12 protein-coding genes are annotated in these 20,086 nt (G+C 40.4%); 9 read left to right on the plus strand and 3 right to left on the minus strand.

Features of this window, described 5'->3' with window-relative positions; all coding sequences use genetic code 11:
- Complete coding sequence (gene asnB / locus PluTT01m_RS14260) at nt 1-1,533, plus strand: asparagine synthase (glutamine-hydrolyzing) (protein ID WP_011146990.1); 1,533 nt, start codon at nt 1-3, stop codon at nt 1,531-1,533.
- 188 nt (nt 1,534-1,721) lie between these two features.
- Here the strand turns inward: asnB and PluTT01m_RS14265 are convergent, their stop codons facing one another.
- From PluTT01m_RS14265 to PluTT01m_RS14280, 3 genes are all read right to left on the minus strand, one after another.
- Entirely contained in the window at nt 1,722-2,384 is a 663-nt protein-coding gene (locus PluTT01m_RS14265; protein ID WP_011146991.1) for a Crp/Fnr family transcriptional regulator, read from the minus strand.
- Nucleotides 2,385-2,703: 319 nt separating this feature from the next.
- Nucleotides 2,704-3,711: an adenosine deaminase gene (gene add, locus PluTT01m_RS14275; protein ID WP_011146992.1), complete on the minus strand. Its 1,008-nt coding sequence runs from the start codon at nt 3,709-3,711 to the stop codon at nt 2,704-2,706.
- A gap of 25 nt (nt 3,712-3,736) precedes the next feature.
- Entirely contained in the window at nt 3,737-4,666 is a 930-nt protein-coding gene (locus PluTT01m_RS14280; RefSeq protein WP_011146993.1) for a nucleoside hydrolase, read from the minus strand.
- A 490-nt stretch (nt 4,667-5,156) separates the two neighbouring features.
- On the opposite strand from PluTT01m_RS14280, the gene PluTT01m_RS14285 reads away from it, so the two are divergent.
- The 8 genes from PluTT01m_RS14285 (at nt 5,157) to fbaB (ending at nt 20,078) form a co-directional block, all read left to right on the plus strand.
- On the plus strand, nt 5,157-6,362 hold the full coding sequence (locus tag PluTT01m_RS14285; protein WP_011146994.1) for an MdtA/MuxA family multidrug efflux RND transporter periplasmic adaptor subunit: 1,206 nt from the start codon (nt 5,157-5,159) through the stop codon (nt 6,360-6,362).
- On the plus strand, nt 6,362-9,508 hold the full coding sequence (locus tag PluTT01m_RS14290; protein ID WP_011146995.1) for an MdtB/MuxB family multidrug efflux RND transporter permease subunit: 3,147 nt from the start codon (nt 6,362-6,364) through the stop codon (nt 9,506-9,508). Before PluTT01m_RS14285 ends, PluTT01m_RS14290 begins: the two co-directional genes overlap by 1 nt.
- The gene (mdtC, locus tag PluTT01m_RS14295; protein WP_011146996.1) at nt 9,505-12,615 is read left to right on the plus strand and encodes a multidrug efflux RND transporter permease subunit MdtC; all 3,111 of its coding nucleotides are present in this window, start codon (nt 9,505-9,507) and stop codon (nt 12,613-12,615) included. Before PluTT01m_RS14290 ends, mdtC begins: the two co-directional genes overlap by 4 nt.
- A gap of 120 nt (nt 12,616-12,735) precedes the next feature.
- The gene (gene baeS, locus PluTT01m_RS14300; protein ID WP_011146997.1) at nt 12,736-14,124 is read left to right on the plus strand and encodes an envelope stress sensor histidine kinase BaeS; all 1,389 of its coding nucleotides are present in this window, start codon (nt 12,736-12,738) and stop codon (nt 14,122-14,124) included.
- Nucleotides 14,121-14,825 carry an envelope stress response regulator BaeR gene (gene baeR, locus PluTT01m_RS14305; RefSeq protein WP_011146998.1) on the plus strand — a complete coding sequence of 235 codons (705 nt, stop codon included), beginning with the start codon at nt 14,121-14,123 and terminating at the stop codon, nt 14,823-14,825. The genes baeS and baeR overlap by 4 nt, the downstream gene beginning before the upstream one ends.
- Before the next feature lie 97 nt (nt 14,826-14,922).
- Nucleotides 14,923-15,267: a YegP family protein gene (locus tag PluTT01m_RS14310; protein ID WP_011146999.1), complete on the plus strand. Its 345-nt coding sequence runs from the start codon at nt 14,923-14,925 to the stop codon at nt 15,265-15,267.
- A gap of 198 nt (nt 15,268-15,465) precedes the next feature.
- The gene (trhP, locus tag PluTT01m_RS14315; RefSeq protein ID WP_011147000.1) at nt 15,466-16,842 is read left to right on the plus strand and encodes a prephenate-dependent tRNA uridine(34) hydroxylase TrhP; all 1,377 of its coding nucleotides are present in this window, start codon (nt 15,466-15,468) and stop codon (nt 16,840-16,842) included.
- 2,186 nt (nt 16,843-19,028) lie between these two features.
- Nucleotides 19,029-20,078: a class I fructose-bisphosphate aldolase gene (gene fbaB / locus PluTT01m_RS14320; RefSeq protein ID WP_011147001.1), complete on the plus strand. Its 1,050-nt coding sequence runs from the start codon at nt 19,029-19,031 to the stop codon at nt 20,076-20,078.
- Nucleotides 20,079-20,086: the final 8 nt, after the last annotated feature.

Consider the following 20,086-nt stretch of genomic DNA (forward strand, 5'->3'; position numbering starts at 1 on the left):
ATGTGTGGAATTGGTGGTGTTTTTAATACAGAAAATAGGCTTATTGATGATATTGAAAATAAGCTACAGACTATAATGTCAAAAATAGCACATCGTGGCGATCCATCTCGATTTAATGAGAAGGTTGTCAGAAATAACTTTTCAATTGCAACCAACAGACTTGCTATTGTCGAACGCGATTCAGCCTATCAACCCATATCAAATCAGGAACATGATCTTCATCTTGTTCTGAATGGTCAAATTTATAATTACAAGTCTCTTCGAAATGAATTAATTAAACAAGGTTATCAATTTAAAAATGGGGGCGATGCAGAAGTTGCCCTAATTGCCTACATTTGCTATGGCAAGTCATTTATTAAAAAATTAGATGGCATGTTTAGTTTTATTCTATTTGATAATAAGAATAATAAATTCTTATTAGGCAGAGATCACGTCGGTATAAAACCGCTCTATTACACCCAAAAAGAGGGTAACTGGTATGTAGCCTCAGAAATAAAATCATTAATCGAATTTAACTCAGAAATTAAACCTGTTGAACCCGGTTCAATTTTCGACGGATTGACTAGTGAGAAATATATTAGCTACGACACAACTATCCCAGCAAGCAGCGATAACGTCGAACAGGCAAAAGAAAAAATCTATTCACTGTTAGATAATGCCGTCAGAAAGCGGGTTGACACAGACCTGCCAGTGTCAATTATGTTTAGCGGCGGCATAGACAGTACTATCGTGCTTTATCTTGCAAAAAAATATCACCACGATATTACGGCGATTTCATTTGGATTACCGGGTTCAAAAGACATTGAAATTGCCCAACGATATTGTACTGAGAATAATATAAAGCATATTATATATACATTTACTCAGGAAGAATTAATCAATAATATCCAAGATGCTATCTATTATGGTGAATTTTTCGAACAAATCGATGCGATTGATTCAACTATTGCTCACTTTGGCTATTATATTGCTAACCGTCTTGGCTTTAAAATTGCTTTATGTGGAGAAGGTAGTGATGAAATTTTTGCTGGTTACGATCTATTTAAAACATACCCCGATCCCCATCACCTCTCCCTATATCGATTAAATAATCTTCATAGGACTGATTTACAAAGAGTTGATCGGGCAAGCATGAGAAATACTGTTGAAGCAAGAGTTCCCTTTATGGATTCAGCACTAGTGCCTTATGTTTTAAGCTTGGATTTTTCTTACAAACTCAATAATGGGATAGAAAAATATATTTTACGCGAAGCATTCAGAGGAAAAATACCCGAATATATCATTGACAGACCAAAAATAAGAATGCCAGATGGCAGTGGTGTAAAAAATACTATCATTGATTACGTTAAAGATATTAAATGCAATCTACCGAGAAACATGGTTGACAGCCTTAATTCTATCGGATTAACCCATCAAAGTTCATTATATTTCGCTGAAAAGTATCTCTCTTTGGGTTATCCACTACCGAAAGAACGTTTTAAAGAATCTGGCAAAGATTTTTCAGAATCGGGTTACTTTAATTTCATATCGTAATTTAACCATTATACCCGTCATCTTTCAAGTTGCCTCTTTGTTGGCTGCACTCTCTCACCCCGGTCACATAGTTCTCTATGCGCCCGGGGATTCGCTCCTTTGCCGCCGCGAAGCATCTCGAAATCCATAGGGTATATTCTGTTAACAATGCAGCTATTTAGCGATAAAAATAGGATTTTTTATTTTCATCACTTAGCGTCAAATTGAAACTCAATATCCTTTTTTAAGAAATCATAATCAATAATGTCAACTCTCTTATTCTTCGATACAATTATTCCTTTTTCATTCAAACTCTTAATAGCTCTATTTAATTGCCTGACTGAAACACCTAAAACAGATGCTAAATCTTCCCTTTTCTCTAATACCAACACAGTTCCATTTCTTTTCGAATGATAGTAAAGAAATCGCTTTAGCTTATCCTCAACAGTTAAAAATATCCCCGTTCGAAACAAAGAAGACTCAAAAAGCTTATTACTGAGTTGCTTACAAACAAATTGAAGAAATCCAACATCTGTTAATCCAAATATTCTTACCGTTTCTAACGGAATTGATAGCAGAACTGATCGCTCCTGAGCAAAGACAGTATTAATTATGTTATCGCCTTGGGCATGAAAAAGTTCTAAATCTCCAATAAGAAAAAGAGGCGTAGCAAAGGCAAAAACAGAAAATTTTCCATTAACATTATAAAACTCAACCTTTAGTTTACCCTCAACTAAAATATAGAGATGAGTAAAAATTGATGACTGATGTGTAAGATAGGTATTTTTCTTAATTTCAACCACATCTAACTTTGGCATAAATTCTGCTGGAAAAATACTATCAAGATGATATTTATCAATATAATCTTTCAATTTATTCTCTTTTTACAGATTACAGATTACAGATTACAGATTACAGATTACAGATTACAGATTACAGATTACAGATTACAGATTACAGATTACAGATTACAGATTACAGATTACAGATTACAGATTACAGATTACAGATTACAGATTACAGATTACAGATTACAGATTACAGATTACAGATTACAGATTACAGATTACAGATTACAGATTACAGATTACAGATTACAGATTACAGATTACAGATTACAGATTACAGATTACAGATTTAATATAAATTTTTTACGATTATACATAAAGATGAATAAAATGCAATTTTTCACTACGATAATCTCATTATTTCCTTTTCCAATCGACTTTTCAGTTCATTACTGGAAAATGAAGCATGTAATGCATTCAAATTTGTTTCAATAAAATCACTATATTGCCAACCAAAATATCGATTAATCCTCAGATATTCTTCACATAAGGTGATATTTGCAACTGTCCGGGCATCCGTATTAATCCCAATATTTACACCAACCTCTTTTAAAAAATTAACTGGATGATTTTCATAGATATCATAAATATCATAAATATCATAAATATCACAAATAATATTACACGTCGGGCATACTTCTAAATGTATATTTCTCTCTATAAGGAGTTCAATAACATCTCGATCTTCAATACTTCTAACACCATGACCTATACGAGAAATATTTAATTTATTAATAGTCTCGCGCACACTTTCAGCCCCTTTCGCTTCTCCTGCATGCGCAATAATATTTCCACCATTTTCCAACACCATTCTAAACGCATTCAAATGTGCACTAAGTGGATATCTTGCCTCATCGGCAGCAAGATCGAGAGCAACAACGCCGTAATTAGAATATTCATTGACAAGATATGCGGTTCTCAAACTTTGATCTTCTGAAAAATTCCGCAATGTACATAATATTAAACCTGCTGCTATACCATATTTGATTGAATAATTTTTCATTGCTTCCAAAACAATTTCTACAATATCGCGTTCATTTAATCCTAAGCGAAGATGAAGTAAAGGTGCAAATCTAATTTCAGCATAAACTACATTATCGCTTTTTAATTGTATGAAAAGATCTTCTACAGCATCAGCGATTACGTCCCTTTTTTGTAGTAAATCCAGTGAAGGAATGATCTTATTTAAAAAATCACCTAAATCATGACATTTTTCAGCGGCAATATATTTTTCACAAAATGACTTACGGGTAATATCAGGAATGAATTTTTTAACGAAATGATAACTCAACCCACAATCAAGATGTGTATGTAATTCTACCTTTCTCAGTAAATCAGGATTAAAATTCATCTTTTATTCTCCTATATGACTAAAATTACGATAATAATGTAAATAGTTTATTCTTAAATACCTCACCCTTGATTTTAGTCACCACACTCATATTATGGGGATGATTGAGAAGATCGGTTGAATCAATCACTAAATGCCCATATGAACGTGCGCTTTGATATTCAACATAACCATACACCGCTAATTTATCCTCTATCATTTCATTCGGATATAAAGCAATAGCCATTGTTATAGGATCAGGCAGATCAAATCCTTTTCTATTCGTTCTTCCCGCATTGAATTCAATCAATGTTCTATTACAGCTCACTGCAAACTGACCAAGATCACCTAAAGAATTTAATTTATCCATATCGAATTCATTAATAAAAGCCTCCTCCATACCTAACTCCCATCCACAAAATATAAGAGGTAATCCAGAATTCAATACTATATGTGCTGCTTCAGCATCAGAATAGAGATTGAATTCAGCCAATGGCGTAATATTACCTGACTTCAACCCAGAGCCACCCATAATATATATCACTTTGACAGATTTATATAAATTTGGCTCTTTTAAGACAGCCATTGCTATATTTGTCAATGGTCCCAAAGTGATTATCTCTATCTCACCAGGAAATTTTTTCACGATATCAATAATGGCATCTACTGCATGTTTATCTTCTACTATTAACGAAGACTCTGGTAAATTCATATTACCCATACCATCTTTTCCATGAATATGATATGAAGCATAATGCTCTCTAAATAATGGTTTACTCATCCCTTCATATACCGGAGGAATATATGTCCCTGCTTTTTCAATACTAACTAATGCATTTTTCCTGCACTGCGCAACAGCACAATTACCAGCAACAATAGTAATACCTTCAATAAAAACTGAGGGTTCACGGAGCGCCATAAATAATGCAACTGCATCATCGGAAGCCGTATCTGTATCAATAATGAAATGTCTCATAGCCTATTTCCCTTTATCATATTCCTTACATTAATCTATAAATTCCGCCAAAAAAAAGTCACATGACCTTTTTCCAGAATTAAGAAACAATGTGCGCAGAGATAGATAACCAATATGTGATCTATTTCACAATTTACCATCAATAAACAATTCGCAGGAATATGTTCTATACACTATGGACTATATTTTTTTGCATTTTATCACCCGTTTAAATTCTCTTGAAAATTAAGCGATATAATCTCACAACCGTAAAGAAAACGAAGGTAACAGAAGCAGCCTCATTTGCATAATTTCTGGAGCCGACTCGAAAAAACTGACAAAAAACGCCTTAATTTGCCTTAAAAAGCGCTTCCTTGACATATTTTCCACATTTTCTCCATTTTTTAGCCTATCCTCACTGTCTAAACTAATAGCATGAGATTAAACCGATATTTCAGTCGGACATAATCAAGCAACATCTTAGCCTTGCGTTTGAGAGAATGTCGAAGAAATGAATCAAAATAATAAACACCGTACCCTCCTTTTCCGTGCAGCACTGGCCGCTATTGCCATTGCTGCCGCTATATTTTTCTGGTACCAACTTAAAACCCCTCAACAATCGAGCCCATCGGATCAATCCTCTGGTTTAAGACATTCCCCTTTACCCCCTGTACAGGTTGCCACAGCAAAAGAGCAGGCAGTCCCTCGCTTTCTGGCCGGGCTTGGCACCATTCAAGCCGCCAATACCGCCACGGTAACCAGCCGGGTTGAAGGTCAGCTTATCGCTTTGCACTTTCAAGAAGGCCAACAAATTAAACAAGGGGATTTACTGGCAGAAATTGATCCACGCCCTTTTCAGGTTCAACTAGCGCAAGCCAAAGGCCAGCTTGCTAAAGATGAAGCAATATTGGCGAATGCTCGTCAGGATCTCAATCGCTACCAGAAATTGGCAAACACTCACCTGATTTCCCAACAAGAAATGGATAATCAACGTGCACTTGTCCGCCAACACGAAGCCAGTCTGAAAGTTGATCAAGCCGCAATTGATAGTGCAAAACTTCAACTCACTTACAGCCGTATTACAGCTCCCATTTCCGGTAAAGTGGGCTTGAAACAGATCGATGTAGGAAATTTTATTTCCAGTGGTAACAGCTCCTCTATCGTGGTTATTACCCAAACCGATCCGGTAGATGTGCTGTTTTCACTCCCTGAAAACGATATCAATGCTGTTTTACAAGCTCAGAAAACGAATCATGACGTCGTTGTTAGTGCCTGGGATCGCAATAATCAGCAACAACTTGCCGCAGGCAAGCTGTTGAGCATTGATAATCAAATTGATGCCACTACCGGCACAATTAAGCTAAAAGCCCGTTTTTCCAATCAAGAAAGCATCTTATTCCCAAATCAGTTTGTTAATGTCCGTATTAAAGTCGATACACTGGAAAATGCAGTGGTGATCCCAAATGCTGCCCTGCAAATGGGTAATGAAGGGAATTTTGTCTGGATGTTAGGTAAAGAGAATAAAGTCAGCAAACATCTGGTCACGGTCAAATTGCAGGATACAAAACGTGTTGTTATCAGTGCCGGCTTAGCAGCAGGTGATAAAGTGGTCACTGATGGTATCGATCGCCTGACAGATGGCGCTAAAGTGGATATTGTCACACCGATGGTAAATAAGCCTCAACCACAAAAACACGATCAAACGGAGAATTCCTGATGCAGGCAGGCTCCCCAATCCCAGGTGGCGGACCATCACGCCTGTTCATCTTACGACCTGTTGCCACCACTCTGTTTATGGCAGCAATCCTGCTAGCAGGTATTATCGGCTATCGCATGTTGCCCGTGTCTGCATTACCGGAAGTGGACTATCCCACCATTCAGGTTGTCACACTCTACCCCGGTGCAAGCCCCGATGTGATGACTTCGGCAGTCACCGCACCACTTGAGCGCCAACTCGGACAGATGTCTGGCCTTAAACAGATGGCCTCTCAAAGTTCCGGCGGGGCTTCTGTTATCACATTACAATTCCAGCTAACTTTGCCGTTAGATGTCGCCGAGCAGGAAGTGCAGGCGGCTATCAATGCAGCCAGTAATTTATTGCCGAATGACCTGCCTTATCCCCCTATCTACAGCAAAGTTAATCCCGCTGATCCACCGATTCTAATGCTAGCAGTCACCTCCGATGCAATGCCAATGACACAGATTCAAGATATGGTGGAAACCCGTATTGCGCAGAAAATTTCACAGGTCAACGGTGTAGGATTGGTGACACTCGCCGGCGGCCAGCGACCAGCCGTCAGAGTGAAGCTAAATGCCCAAGCGGTCGCTGCACAGGGATTGGATAGCGAAACCATCCGCACCGCTATCAACAATGCTAACGTTAATTCCGCCAAAGGTAGCCTTGATGGTCCGACTCGCTCTGTCACGCTTTCGGCCAACGATCAAATGAAGTCAGTAAATGATTACCGCAACTTGATCATCGCCTATAAAAATGGCTCACCGGTACGGTTACAAGATGTCGCAACCATTGAACAAGGCGCTGAAAATACCAAACTAGGTGCATGGTCCAATAACACACAAGCGATTGTGATTAATGTTCAGCGCCAGCCAGGTGCCAATGTGATTGAAACTACAGATAACATTCGCCAGATGTTGCCGGAACTCATCAGCAGCTTGCCAAAATCCGTCGATATGAAAATCCTGACTGACCGCACAACAACCATTCGCGCCTCAGTGAAAGATGTTCAGTTTGAGCTATTACTGGCAATTGCACTGGTTGTTATGGTGATTTATCTGTTTTTACGTAACGGTATCGCAACACTTATCCCCAGTATCGCCGTTCCCCTTTCACTGATCGGCACATTCGCAGTGATGTATTTCTGCGGTTTCTCCGTCAATAATCTGACGCTAATGGCGCTCACCATTGCTACCGGTTTTGTCGTAGACGATGCCATTGTGGTCATTGAAAATATCTCTCGTTATATAGAACAAGGCGAGAAACCGATGACAGCCGCATTGAAAGGCGCGGGTGAAATCGGTTTTACCATTATCTCCCTGACTTTCTCTTTGATTGCGGTGCTGATCCCGCTGCTTTTTATGGGCGATATCGTTGGCCGCCTGTTTCGTGAGTTTGCAATTACCCTGGCCGTGGCAATTCTGATTTCAGCCGTTGTCTCACTGACATTAACCCCCATGATGTGCGCTCGAATCCTGAAACCGGAATCACAGATAAAACACAATCGTTTTGAACAAGCCAGTGGACGATTTTTTGAACAAATGATTGCCGGTTATGCTGTATGGCTAAAAAGAGCACTGAATCACCCGTGGATCACCTTTGGCATCGCCCTAAGTACATTGGCGCTAACTGCCCTGCTCTATCTGATGATTCCAAAAGGATTTTTTCCATCACAGGATAATGGGCTGATTCAGGGAACACTGGAAGCGCCACAATCCATTTCCTTCACCGCAATGGTGAATAAACAACAACAGGTTTCATCCTTATTGCTGCAAGACCCGGCAGTAGAAAATATCACCACTTTTGTGGGCGTTGATGGCAGTAACCCAACATTGAATAACGGGCGACTGCAAATCACACTAAAACCACTCAATCAGCGTGATGACAGAATCGTTGACATTATTCCGCGTTTGCAGGAAAAAGTTGCCGCTATACCCGGCATAAAGCTCTATCTGCAACCGATGCAGGATTTGACGATTGACACTCAGGTTACCCGTACCCAATACCAATTCACTTTGCAGGCAACCTCTCTGGATGAACTGAGTATCTGGGTGCCAAAATTGCTGGCTGAACTAAAGCAGAGAGCAGAGCTAGTTGATATCAGCAGTGACTGGCAAGATCAGGGGCTGATCGCCTACGTTAAAGTAGACCGAGACATTGCCAGCCGATTGGGCATCTCAATGGCTGCTATAGATAACGCACTCTATAACGCATTCGGCCAGCGGCTAATTTCAACCATTTATACGCAAGCTAATCAGTATCGGATCATCTTGGAACATGATGTAACATCGACTCCGGGGCTGGCAGCATTTGATAACATCCGCCTTAACGGAACTGATGGCCATGTCGTACCTCTCAGAACTATTGCAACTATTGAACAAAAATTTGGCCCACTGGCAATCAATCACCTAGCTCAATTTCCCTCAGCAACATTTTCTTTCAACGTTGCCGAGGATGCTTCTCTCGAACAGGCGGTCAATGCTGTTCGTGATGCCGCGCAATTGATCAACATGCCCAAAGACATTTCCACCCAATTCCAAGGAACAACACTGGCATTTGAAAGCGCACTGGGTAATACATTGTGGCTAATCGCGGCTGCCATTATCGCCATGTATATCGTGCTAGGCATACTGTATGAAAGCTTCATCCATCCGGTGACCATTCTCTCCACATTGCCAACAGCAGGAGTAGGTGCACTATTAGCGCTGATGATGGCAGGTCATGAACTGGATGTCATTGCGATCATCGGCATTATCTTGTTGATAGGTATTGTGAAGAAAAACGCCATCATGATGATCGATTTTGCGTTGGCAGCGGAGCGTGAACAGGGACTATCGCCTTACGAAGCCATTTATCAAGCGTGCTTATTGCGCTTCCGTCCGATTCTGATGACCACAATGGCGGCGTTGCTTGGGGCACTCCCCTTGATGCTCAGCACCGGTGTCGGTGCTGAATTACGTCGTCCTTTGGGTATCTGTATGGTAGGTGGATTGATTATGAGCCAGATCCTGACACTGTTTACTACGCCAGTGATCTATTTGCTGTTTGATCGTCTGGCCCACTATCGCCGCAATCGCCAGCTCTCAGTTTCAAACACGCCATCTATTGATCATCAGGAGCCGCGGTGAAATTTTTTGCCTTATTTATCCAACGCCCTGTTGCCACCACGCTATTGAGTTTAGCCATAACCCTATGTGGGGTATTGGGATTTACCCTGTTGCCGGTTTCTCCTTTACCACAAGTGGATTTTCCGGTGATCTCGGTTTACGCCTCATTACCGGGCGCTTCACCGGAAACAATGGCCTCATCTGTCGCGACGCCATTGGAGCACGCCCTAGGCCGAATTGCCGGAGTCAATGAAATGACCTCCAGTAGCTCCCTTGGTAGTACCAATATCACGCTCGAATTTGATCTCAATCGTGATATTAACAGTGCAGCACGGGATGTACAGGCAGCGCTGAATGCCGCTCAAAGTCTGTTGCCTTCAGGTATGCCTAGCCGGCCGCATTATTACAAAGTCAACCCGACTGATGCCCCAATCATGATCCTCACATTGACTTCCGATACCTATAATCAGGGGCAGCTTTATGATTTTGCCTCTACTCAACTGGCTCAGAAAATCGCCCAAGTTGAAGGCGTCAGTGAAGTCTCTGTTGGCGGCAGTTCATTACCGGCAGTCAGAGTTGAATTGAATCCTGGCGTCCTGTTTCATCAGGGGGTTTCGCTAGATGCGGTACGCAAAGCTATCAGCAATGCCAATGTTCGCCGCCCACAAGGATATGTGGATTCCGAGCAGCAACACTGGCAAATTCAAATGAATGATGAGTTAAAAACAGCCGAAAACTATCGCCCGATCATCGTTCACTACAACAACAATTCACCGGTGCGATTGCAGGATGTAGCAAATGTAAAAGATTCTGTTCAGAATGTCAGAGCAGCCGGAATGTCTGGCGGTGAGCCGGCTATTTTGTTGATCATTCGCCGTGAGGCTGGCGCGAATATTATCGCCACAGTAAACCGTATCCGTGAACAATTACCTGCATTACATGAATCTATTCCTGCCAGTATTCAACTTAAAGTTGCTCAAGACCGCACACCCACTATTCGTGCTTCAATAGTGGAAGTAGAACGAGCATTGGTGATTGCTATCGGGCTGGTCATTCTGGTGGTATTCCTGTTCTTGCGTTCTGGTCGCGCAACATTGATCCCTGCCATTGCTGTACCGGTTTCACTCATTGGCACCTTTACCGCTATGTATCTGTGCGGTTTCAGTTTGAACAATCTTTCCTTAATGGCGCTGACGGTTGCCACAGGATTTGTGGTAGATGATGCGATTGTGGTACTGGAGAATATTTCCCGCCACCTTGAAGCCGGCATAAAACCCATGCAAGCGGCCCTACAGGGTGTCCGGGAAGTGGGTTTTACGGTCCTCTCAATGAGTATTTCACTGGTAGCCGTCTTTATCCCGCTTCTGCTCATGGATGGATTGGTTGGTCGGCTGTTCCGTGAATTTGCCATTACCCTAACCACATCAATCAGCATCTCATTATTGGTTTCTCTAACACTAACGCCAATGATGTGCGCTCATTTACTAAAATCTCAGCGTCCCAAAGCACAGAAGAAAATACGAGGATTCGGTAAAGTTCTACTGAAAATTCAGCAAGTTTACGGGCGCTCCCTGATGTGGGTTCTTAATCATAGCCGTTGGGTATTGTTAATTTTGGCCGGCATCATTGCCCTAAATGTTTGGCTCTATATCAATATCCCCAAAACTTTCTTCCCAGAGCAGGATACCGGTCGGTTACTAGGGTTTGTTCGGGCAGATCAAAGTATCTCTTTCCAGTCTATGCGTGAAAAAATGAAAAACTTCATGCAGACAATCAATGCAGATCCTACGGTAGACAGCGTTATCGGTTTTACCGGTGGTGGGCGGGTAAATAATGGCTTTATGTTTATCTCTCTAAAGCCATTGAAAGAGCGTTCAGAAAACGCTGAACAGATTATCTCGCGCCTGAGAATTAAACTTGCCAATGAACCGGGAGCAAATCTATTTCTCATTCCGGTACAAGATATCAGGGCTGGCGGTCGCCAGGCTAATGCCAGCTATCAATTCACATTGCTGGCAGATGATCTGAATGATCTTCGCAAATGGGAGCCTGTTATCCGTAAAGCATTAGGGCAATTGCCGCAACTGACTGACGTGAATTCAGATAAGGAGGATAAAGGCGCTGAAATGGCAATAATCTATGACCGCGATACCATGTCTCGTCTGGGCATTAATGTCAGTGAAGCCAATAATTTGCTGAATAATGCTTTTGGTCAGCGACAAATATCCACCATTTATCAACCACTTAATCAGTACAAGGTGGTGATGGAAGTTGCACCAGAATATACACAGGATGTCAGCGCACTGGAAAAAATGTTTGTGATTAATAATCAAGGAAAAGCCATTCCGCTCTCCTATTTTGCTCACTGGCAACCGGCTAACGCGCCGCTAAGTGTCAATCATCAAGGGCTTTCTGCTGCTTCAACCATTGCTTTCAATGTACCCGAAGGCTATACCCTCTCTGATGCTATCAATGCGATTGAAAGAACCACAACCGAACTTAGGGTACCTTCAACGGTTCGTGGCACTTTTGCAGGCACCGCCCAGATTTTTCAGGAAACCCTGAAATCACAATTATTCTTGATTCTGGCGGCCATTATTACCGTCTATCTGGTGCTAGGGATACTGTATGAAAGTTATATCCATCCATTGACTATTCTCTCTACCCTGCCTTCCGCCGGTATTGGTGCCCTGCTGGCATTAGAACTGTTTGACACACCATTCAGCCTGATAGCATTAATCGGCATCATGTTATTGATTGGTATCGTGAAAAAGAATGCCATTATTATGGTGGACTTTGCGATTGAAGCTCAACGTAACGGTAATATCTGCGCCCGTGATGCGATATTCCAAGCCAGCCTATTACGTTTCCGTCCGATTCTGATGACCACACTGGCCGCCTTGTTTGGTTCCCTGCCACTGGTTTTGAGTAGTGGCGACGGTACGGAATTACGCCAACCTTTAGGAATCACCATTGTGGGTGGTTTGGTTATGAGCCAGCTTTTAACACTATATACCACACCGGTTGTCTATCTCTGTTTTGATCGACTAAGAGCCTATCCCAATAGGCGTAATTGTTGCAGGCAGTTTGAACACGGACAGCGCGGAAAAACCGGAACGTACACGTAGTACGTGAGGATTTTGAGCACTGCCCAGGTTCAAAATGGCAAATAAAATAGCCCTATTGGAATAGGCAGTAAGGGAAAAGTGGCAACAACGGCGTACTACCAAGCAAATTATGGAGCCATCATGAAACTCGGCATCAGTGGTAAACTGTTTATGGCCATTTTCGCCACTTGCATGCTAGTACTCATCACCATGCACTGGGGCGTAAGAAGCAGCTTCCAGCATGGTTTTATTGGTTATATAAAACAAAATATCCAGCTACGTACTGCCATGTTAGCCGAAGCACTGGCTGAACAATATCAACAACATGGCAACTGGAAATTCTTAAAGAGGAATGACCGGGCAATTTTTCAAATCATCCGCTCCATTGAACAAACCAGTGAAAGCCGTCAAGGTCCACCACCTCGCGGTTGGCGAACTCAATTTTGGGTGGTGGACAGTGACATGAAACTGCTGGTCGGTCATGAAGGTAAAATCCCGTCAGAGACTTATCGCAAACCGATTATCTATCATCATCAAGTCGTTGGTTGGGTCATTGTTAGCACATCAGATAAAATTACCCGTCAAGCTGATATCAGTTTTGATCGCCAGCAACAACTGACAAGCTGGATAATTGCCGGTTTATCTACCTTGCTGGCAATGATAGCCACGCTATTATTATCCCGCGGTATGTTAAAACCCGTTAAACGTTTGGTTGAAGGAACACATAAACTGGCAGCCGGTGATTTTAGTGTCCGAGTCACACCATCAAGTAAAGATGAAATTGGTCAGCTTGCCCACAATTTTAACCAACTCGCCAGTACCCTGGAAAAAAACGAGCAGATGCGTCGCGATTATATGGCCGATATTTCTCATGAACTGCGCACTCCCCTTTCCATATTGCGTGGTGAATTGGAAGCGTTACAGGATGGTGTTCACAAACCAACGCCAGAAACTCTCAATTCGTTATTGGCTGAAATTACCACATTGACCAAACTGGTTGATGATTTACATCAACTATCTCTATCCGATCGCGGGGCGCTGGCATACCGGAAAGAATTTATCAACATCAGTGAGTTAATTCAGGTTGCTATCGCATCTTATCATGGCCGTTTCCTTGATAAACAAATCCAAGTGGATGTTAAACTTCCTGAAATGATTACGTTGTTTGCTGACCCAAGCAGATTGACTCAGCTATTTCATAATTTACTGGAAAATAGTCTTCGCTATACCGCTGATAATGGAAAATTGATCATTAAAGGTTGTTCTGACGATAACCACTTCATTCTGAATTGGGAGGACAGCAAGCCCGGTTTGTCACCAGAGCAATGCCAACGGGTTTTTGAACGATTCTACCGCAGTGAATCCTCACGAAACCGCGCCAGTGGTGGCTCAGGACTTGGTTTAGCCATTTGCTATAACATCGTTGAAGCCCATAACGGTACGATCCATGCCGAACCCTCACCTTTAGGTGGCCTGAGAATTATCGTAGAATTGTCGCTCACTGAATCCCTCGACGGCGAAACGTTATGAGTACAGAATTTGAGCATTATACTGTTTTGATTGTTGAAGATGAGCCAAAACTTGGGCAATTGCTGGTTGATTACTTGCAGGCGGCTGATTACGAAACCCAGTGGCTACTGCGAGGTGATGAAGCTGTCTCCCATGTACAGCAACATAATCCAGATATTATTTTGCTGGATTTGATGCTTCCAGGCTGTGATGGCATCACTATTTGTCGGGAAATTCGCCGCTTCTCTGATGTACCGATTATTATGGTCACCGCCAAAACGGAAGAAATTGACCGTTTACTTGGATTGGAAATCGGGGCAGATGATTATATTTGTAAACCTTACAGCCCACGTGAAATTGTCGCGCGAGTTAAAACGATTCTTCGTCGCTGTTACCGACCACAAGATATTGTCAAACAAAGCGATTTACACATTGATGAAGCCTGTTTCCAGGCGCGTTACCGCGATAAAATACTGGATTTGACCCCGGTTGAATTCCGGTTATTAAAAACGATGGCAAGTCGCCCTGGGCAAGTATTTTCCCGCGATAAGTTATTGAATAACCTATATGATGATCACCGAATCGTGACAGACCGTACCATTGATAGCCACATTAAAAATTTACGCCGTAAACTGGAACAATTGGATAACAGTAAAACATTCATTCGTTCTATTTATGGACTTGGTTACCGATGGGAAGCAGATATATGCCGTTTGTTATAACTGTCACACTTTAACTGAATTAAATTTCTCTCAACCTTTCACCGGTCAGAAATTCAGCTATATTAAAAATACTTACCTGTAATTGGAGGAATTTCTTATGGCTGTGGGTCATTATGATCTTAAGAGAACAAAAAACAAGCAGTATTACTTCAATTTAAAAGCATCGAACGGTGAAGTTATCCTTACCAGTGAAATGTATACGACCAAGGCAGCAGCGAATAAAGGAATTCGTTCTGTCCAAGCAAATTCACCGGCAGAAAAAAACTTCGAAATCAGAGAAAACAAATCTGGCAAGTCCTATTTCGTGCTGAAAGCGAGAAACTATCAAGTTATCGGCATCAGCGAGTCTTACGATAATGAAGTCGCGGTCAAAAAAGGCATTCAATCTGCGATTAAACATGGCTCTAGCGTCAATGTTCGAGATCTAACAAAGTCAGAATAATATTTTTTCATGATAAACCGCACCTTATCAGTTGAAAGTCATCGTCAATTGATAAGGCGCTCTCCATCGATCAAGAGAACCGAACGTTTCATACTAATAAATTTGTATCCGCAACAAAATACGCGTTAGAATCCCCGGCCTTATCCTTACTTTTTATAGTGAAAACTCATCTCAACTCAAACCGAGAATTTTTTAACCATGTTTACTCCAGAATTACTTTCCCCTGCCGGTTCGCTAAAAAATATGCGCTATGCTTTTGCCTATGGCGCAGATGCCGTATATGCTGGTCAACCACGTTACAGCCTGCGTGTTCGCAATAATGAATTTAATCACGAAAATCTGGCACTCGGCATTAAAGAGGCTCATGAGCTTGGTAAACGCTTTTACGTCGTGGTCAATATTGCTCCTCACAATGCCAAATTGAAAACTTTTATCCGTGATCTAAAGCCTGTCATTGATATGGGACCTGATGCCCTCATTATGTCTGATCCCGGGCTGATTATGATGGTTCGTGAAGCTTTTCCTGAAATGGAAATTCATCTTTCCGTTCAAGCTAACGCGGTTAACTGGGCGACAGTAAAATTCTGGCAACAAATGGGACTAACGCGGGTTATTCTTTCCCGTGAACTTTCTCTGGATGAAATTAACGAGATTCGCCAGCAGGTTCCCGATATGGAACTGGAAATTTTCGTACATGGGGCATTGTGTATGGCCTATTCCGGTCGTTGCCTATTATCCGGCTATATTAATAAACGCGATCCCAATCAGGGAACCTGCACTAATGCCTGCCGTTGGGAATATCATGTCCAAGAAGGCAAAGAAGATGATATCGGTAATATTGTGCATATGCATGAACCGATACCGACAAAAAATATCGAGCCAACATTGGGAAAAGGCACACCAACAGATAAAGTATTTACCTTCGAAGAAGCAAAACGCCCTGGTGAATATATGTCAGCTTTCGAAGATGAACATGGTACTTACATCATGAATTCCAAAGACTTACGTGCAGTTGAGCATGTTGAGCGATTAACTAAAATGGGCGTTCACTCTCTGAAAATCGAAGGACGAACAAAATCCTTCTATTACTGCGCTCGCACAGCACAAGTTTACCGCCGAGCCATTGATGATGCCGTTGCAGGGAAACCTTTTGATCCAACGCTGCTAACAACATTAGAAGGACTTGCTCATCGCGGCTATACCGAAGGATTTTTGCGCCGTCATACCCATGATGCCTATCAGACTTATGAATACGGTTACTCGATATCCGATACCCAACAATTTGTTGGTGAATTTACGGGTGAGCGAGTCAACGGATTGGCTGAAGTGGCTGTCAAGAATAAATTCATGATCGGAGACCGTCTCGAATTAATGACACCATCAGGCAATATCCAGTTTACACTGGAAACAATGCAGGATAAAAAAGGCCAACCAATGGAAGTTGCGCCTGGGGATGGGTATATTGTCTATTTACCAATTCCTAAACAAATTGATATTAATTACGCCTTATTAATACGTAATCTAAATGGTATTAATTCTCAATATCCTCAAACGAACCGAAACTCAGACAAATAATCATCAATATCCCCTCCTGACGATGATATATTTCTTTTTTTAGAAACAGATCACATCAATACTATTTTATTTACCGTAGTATTGTTGGTGAAAAATAAAAAATTAAAAAAGTTTTACAGTAAGACTAGGAACCACCTCCTTGGCCGGCTCAATCTCCCTTGAGCTGGCCTTTTCTTTTTTGCTCTGGGAAATAAAATCAACAAGTTACAGAATTCATTTACATGATTAATTACATAGAGAAATTTAACTATTAAATCAATGAATATTTATATTCATGTGTTTCTGATACCCTACATATTAATAAGAAAATATTTCTACTTATTGAAATATCACACTATCTAAAGAAATGTAATTAAAATTTTCCACTGTTTAATCATTCAGGAAATCCATCATATTTAGACCAAATATTATACAATTTGATAGAATTAATCAGGTGAAGATTATGAAAACAGATAATTACAATTTACTTATTGTTAAAACTATTAGTTCAACATTTACCTGACTATACCCACTTAACAACCCAAAATGGATTCTGTTTTATATACCCACAATATGAGCAAGGGAAAAATAGCCAAACCACCCCAGAGCTGATAAACAACAATGCAGTACATGTTACCCTTCCATAAAGATGAAATTTAATCCCACAATAGGAGCCACTCAGTAAACCAAAAAACTAAACCTAAAAGCTAAACCTAAAAACAATAAAAACGCATTTTTACACCGGAGCAAGCATGAAAAATACCATCTAACAATAACATCAGGAAAAATCAGACTAGCAAGTAACCGCGATAAGCATTCAACCTTCATCTATCAAGCTCTCACCCTGTATCAATAGATCCAATAACTTTATAAAATATCGTTTGCAAACAAGTTACTACAGAAGAAATGTAATAAGAAATTACTCTTGGTAAATGGAAGAAACCGAAATGTCACTATTAACAATAAAAACATGAGAAATTTTCCATCTGTGATAACATCAAATTATATTGATATATTTTCTAATCAATTAATTAATTGATGAATACAAGGCAAAACTAAAAATTTAGTATAATTATTATTTTATACTATTATCATTTTTACGAAAGAATAAATAACCATATTGACTGTTGCTTACAGGATTATGTAGATTAAAAAACATTGACGTCAAAAATGGTTATTTATCATATATAATACCGCAACTTGGTTATCAATAAATTGACAAAATAAAAAATCATTCATATGAATAATTAAAATCAATTAAATTCATATCAATAGAGAGAAAGAAATATGAAAAATAATTTTTTAAAATTCATAAAAATAATAGAAAAACACATTATGTCTTTGTGAAAAATCCATATAATAAATAATCAGTTTAGCTATAAAAAGAGAAAATATAAAGACTGACTTTATTATCCGGTTAATTGAACCAGGAAAATAATTCAATATTAATCAATGAGTTATTTATTAAAATGATAAATCCATATTAGTTTTTACTCTAAAAACACTCAGTATTATTATCAATTCCACCTAACAACATTGTAATGCTATATACCCGTCATCTTTCAAGTTGTTTCTTTGTTGGCTGTACTCGCTCACCCCGGTCACATCGTTATCTATGCTCCCGGGGATTCGCTCCCTTGCCGTCGCGATCCATCTTGAAATCCATAAGGTATAAATTAACAAAAAAATAACAATGAAAAAATTCCATAGAAACAATAACATATCTCAAATATATGATAAAAACATTTAATTGTTGAATAATAAAAGCCAATAAAATATTAACAAGTTCAATAAAGACGAGCAGTTTAACCATATTTAACTATATTTAACTATATTTAACTATATTGATATTTCAATTTATCAATGCCAAATTAATATCTATATTATAAATACAGTGAATAATTTATTCTTTATCAGTATTAAATCTCATACACCTATTTATCTTATCCTAGAAAATTGTTTGTTAGCAAACGATAAGAATGATGAGAACATATAATCCAGCACATAAAGATCTTACGCTTTCGCCTCCATACTCCTTAAAGGAATGGTAATGTCACTTTTTCGCTAAATAGCCACTTTCCAGATAATAAAATACTCTTTAAAGTCCGACCTGAAGCGATCCACTACCACTTCCCCCCCAATATAACTTGTTATCCTAAAAAGGATAAATGACAATCGATAGTATCTTTTCATAACTGGAGTAAAACATGACTGATATCGCTAAGTTGTTAGGCAAAGATGCGGACAGTTTATTGCAACATCGTTGTAATACCATTCTAAGTGAAAATCTTTATCTGCCCGGTGCCGATTTTGTTGACCGCGTAATGATCGACAATAACCGACCTAATACAGTTCTGCGCTCCATGCAAACATTGTTAAATCATGGTCGCCTTGCAGGTACGGGTTATTTGTCTATTTTGCCGGTGGATCAAGGTGTAGAACATTCTGCTGCCGCTTCTTTTGCAGCAAACCCACTCTATTTCGATCCAAAAAATATCGTTGAACTGGCTATTGAAGCCGGCTGTAACTGTGTTGCCTCTACTTATGGCGTGTTATCCGCGGTTTCTCGTCGTTATGCTCATAAGATCCCATTTCTGGTTAAACTGAACCACAATGAAGCACTGAGCTATCCCGCTCAATATGATCAAACTTTATATGCTAGTGTTGAACAAGCATTCGAGATGGGTGCTGTCGCCGTTGGAGCAACAATTTACTTTGGCTCTATTGAATCACGGCGTCAAATTGAGGAAATTTCAGCCGCCTTTAAACGGGCGCATGAATTGGGCATGGTAACAGTATTGTGGGCCTACCTGCGTAATTCTGCCTTCAAGAAAGAGGGGGTAGATTATCACGCCAGTGCAGACCTCACAGGCCAGGCTAACCATTTAGCAGCCACTATCGGTGCCGATATCGTTAAACAAAAAATGGCCGAAAATAACGGCGGCTATACGGCGATTGGCTTTGGTCATACCGATAAACGTGTTTACACTGATTTAACTACCGATCATCCTATCGATCTGGTCCGTTATCAGATAGCTAACTGCTACATGGGTCGCGCCGGTATGATTAACTCAGGTGGTGCATCCGGTAATAATGATTTAAGTGACTCCGTTCGTACCGCCGTCATTAATAAACGCGCAGGCGGTATGGGGTTAATCCTCGGCCGTAAGGCTTTCAAAAAATCCATGAAAGAGGGTATTGAGCTGATTAATGCGGTTCAAGATGTCTATCTGGATAAGCAAGTGACTATCGCGTAAACCAAGCA

It is taken from the genome of Photorhabdus laumondii subsp. laumondii (assembly GCF_003343245.1).
Classification (GTDB): domain Bacteria; phylum Pseudomonadota; class Gammaproteobacteria; order Enterobacterales; family Enterobacteriaceae; genus Photorhabdus; species Photorhabdus laumondii.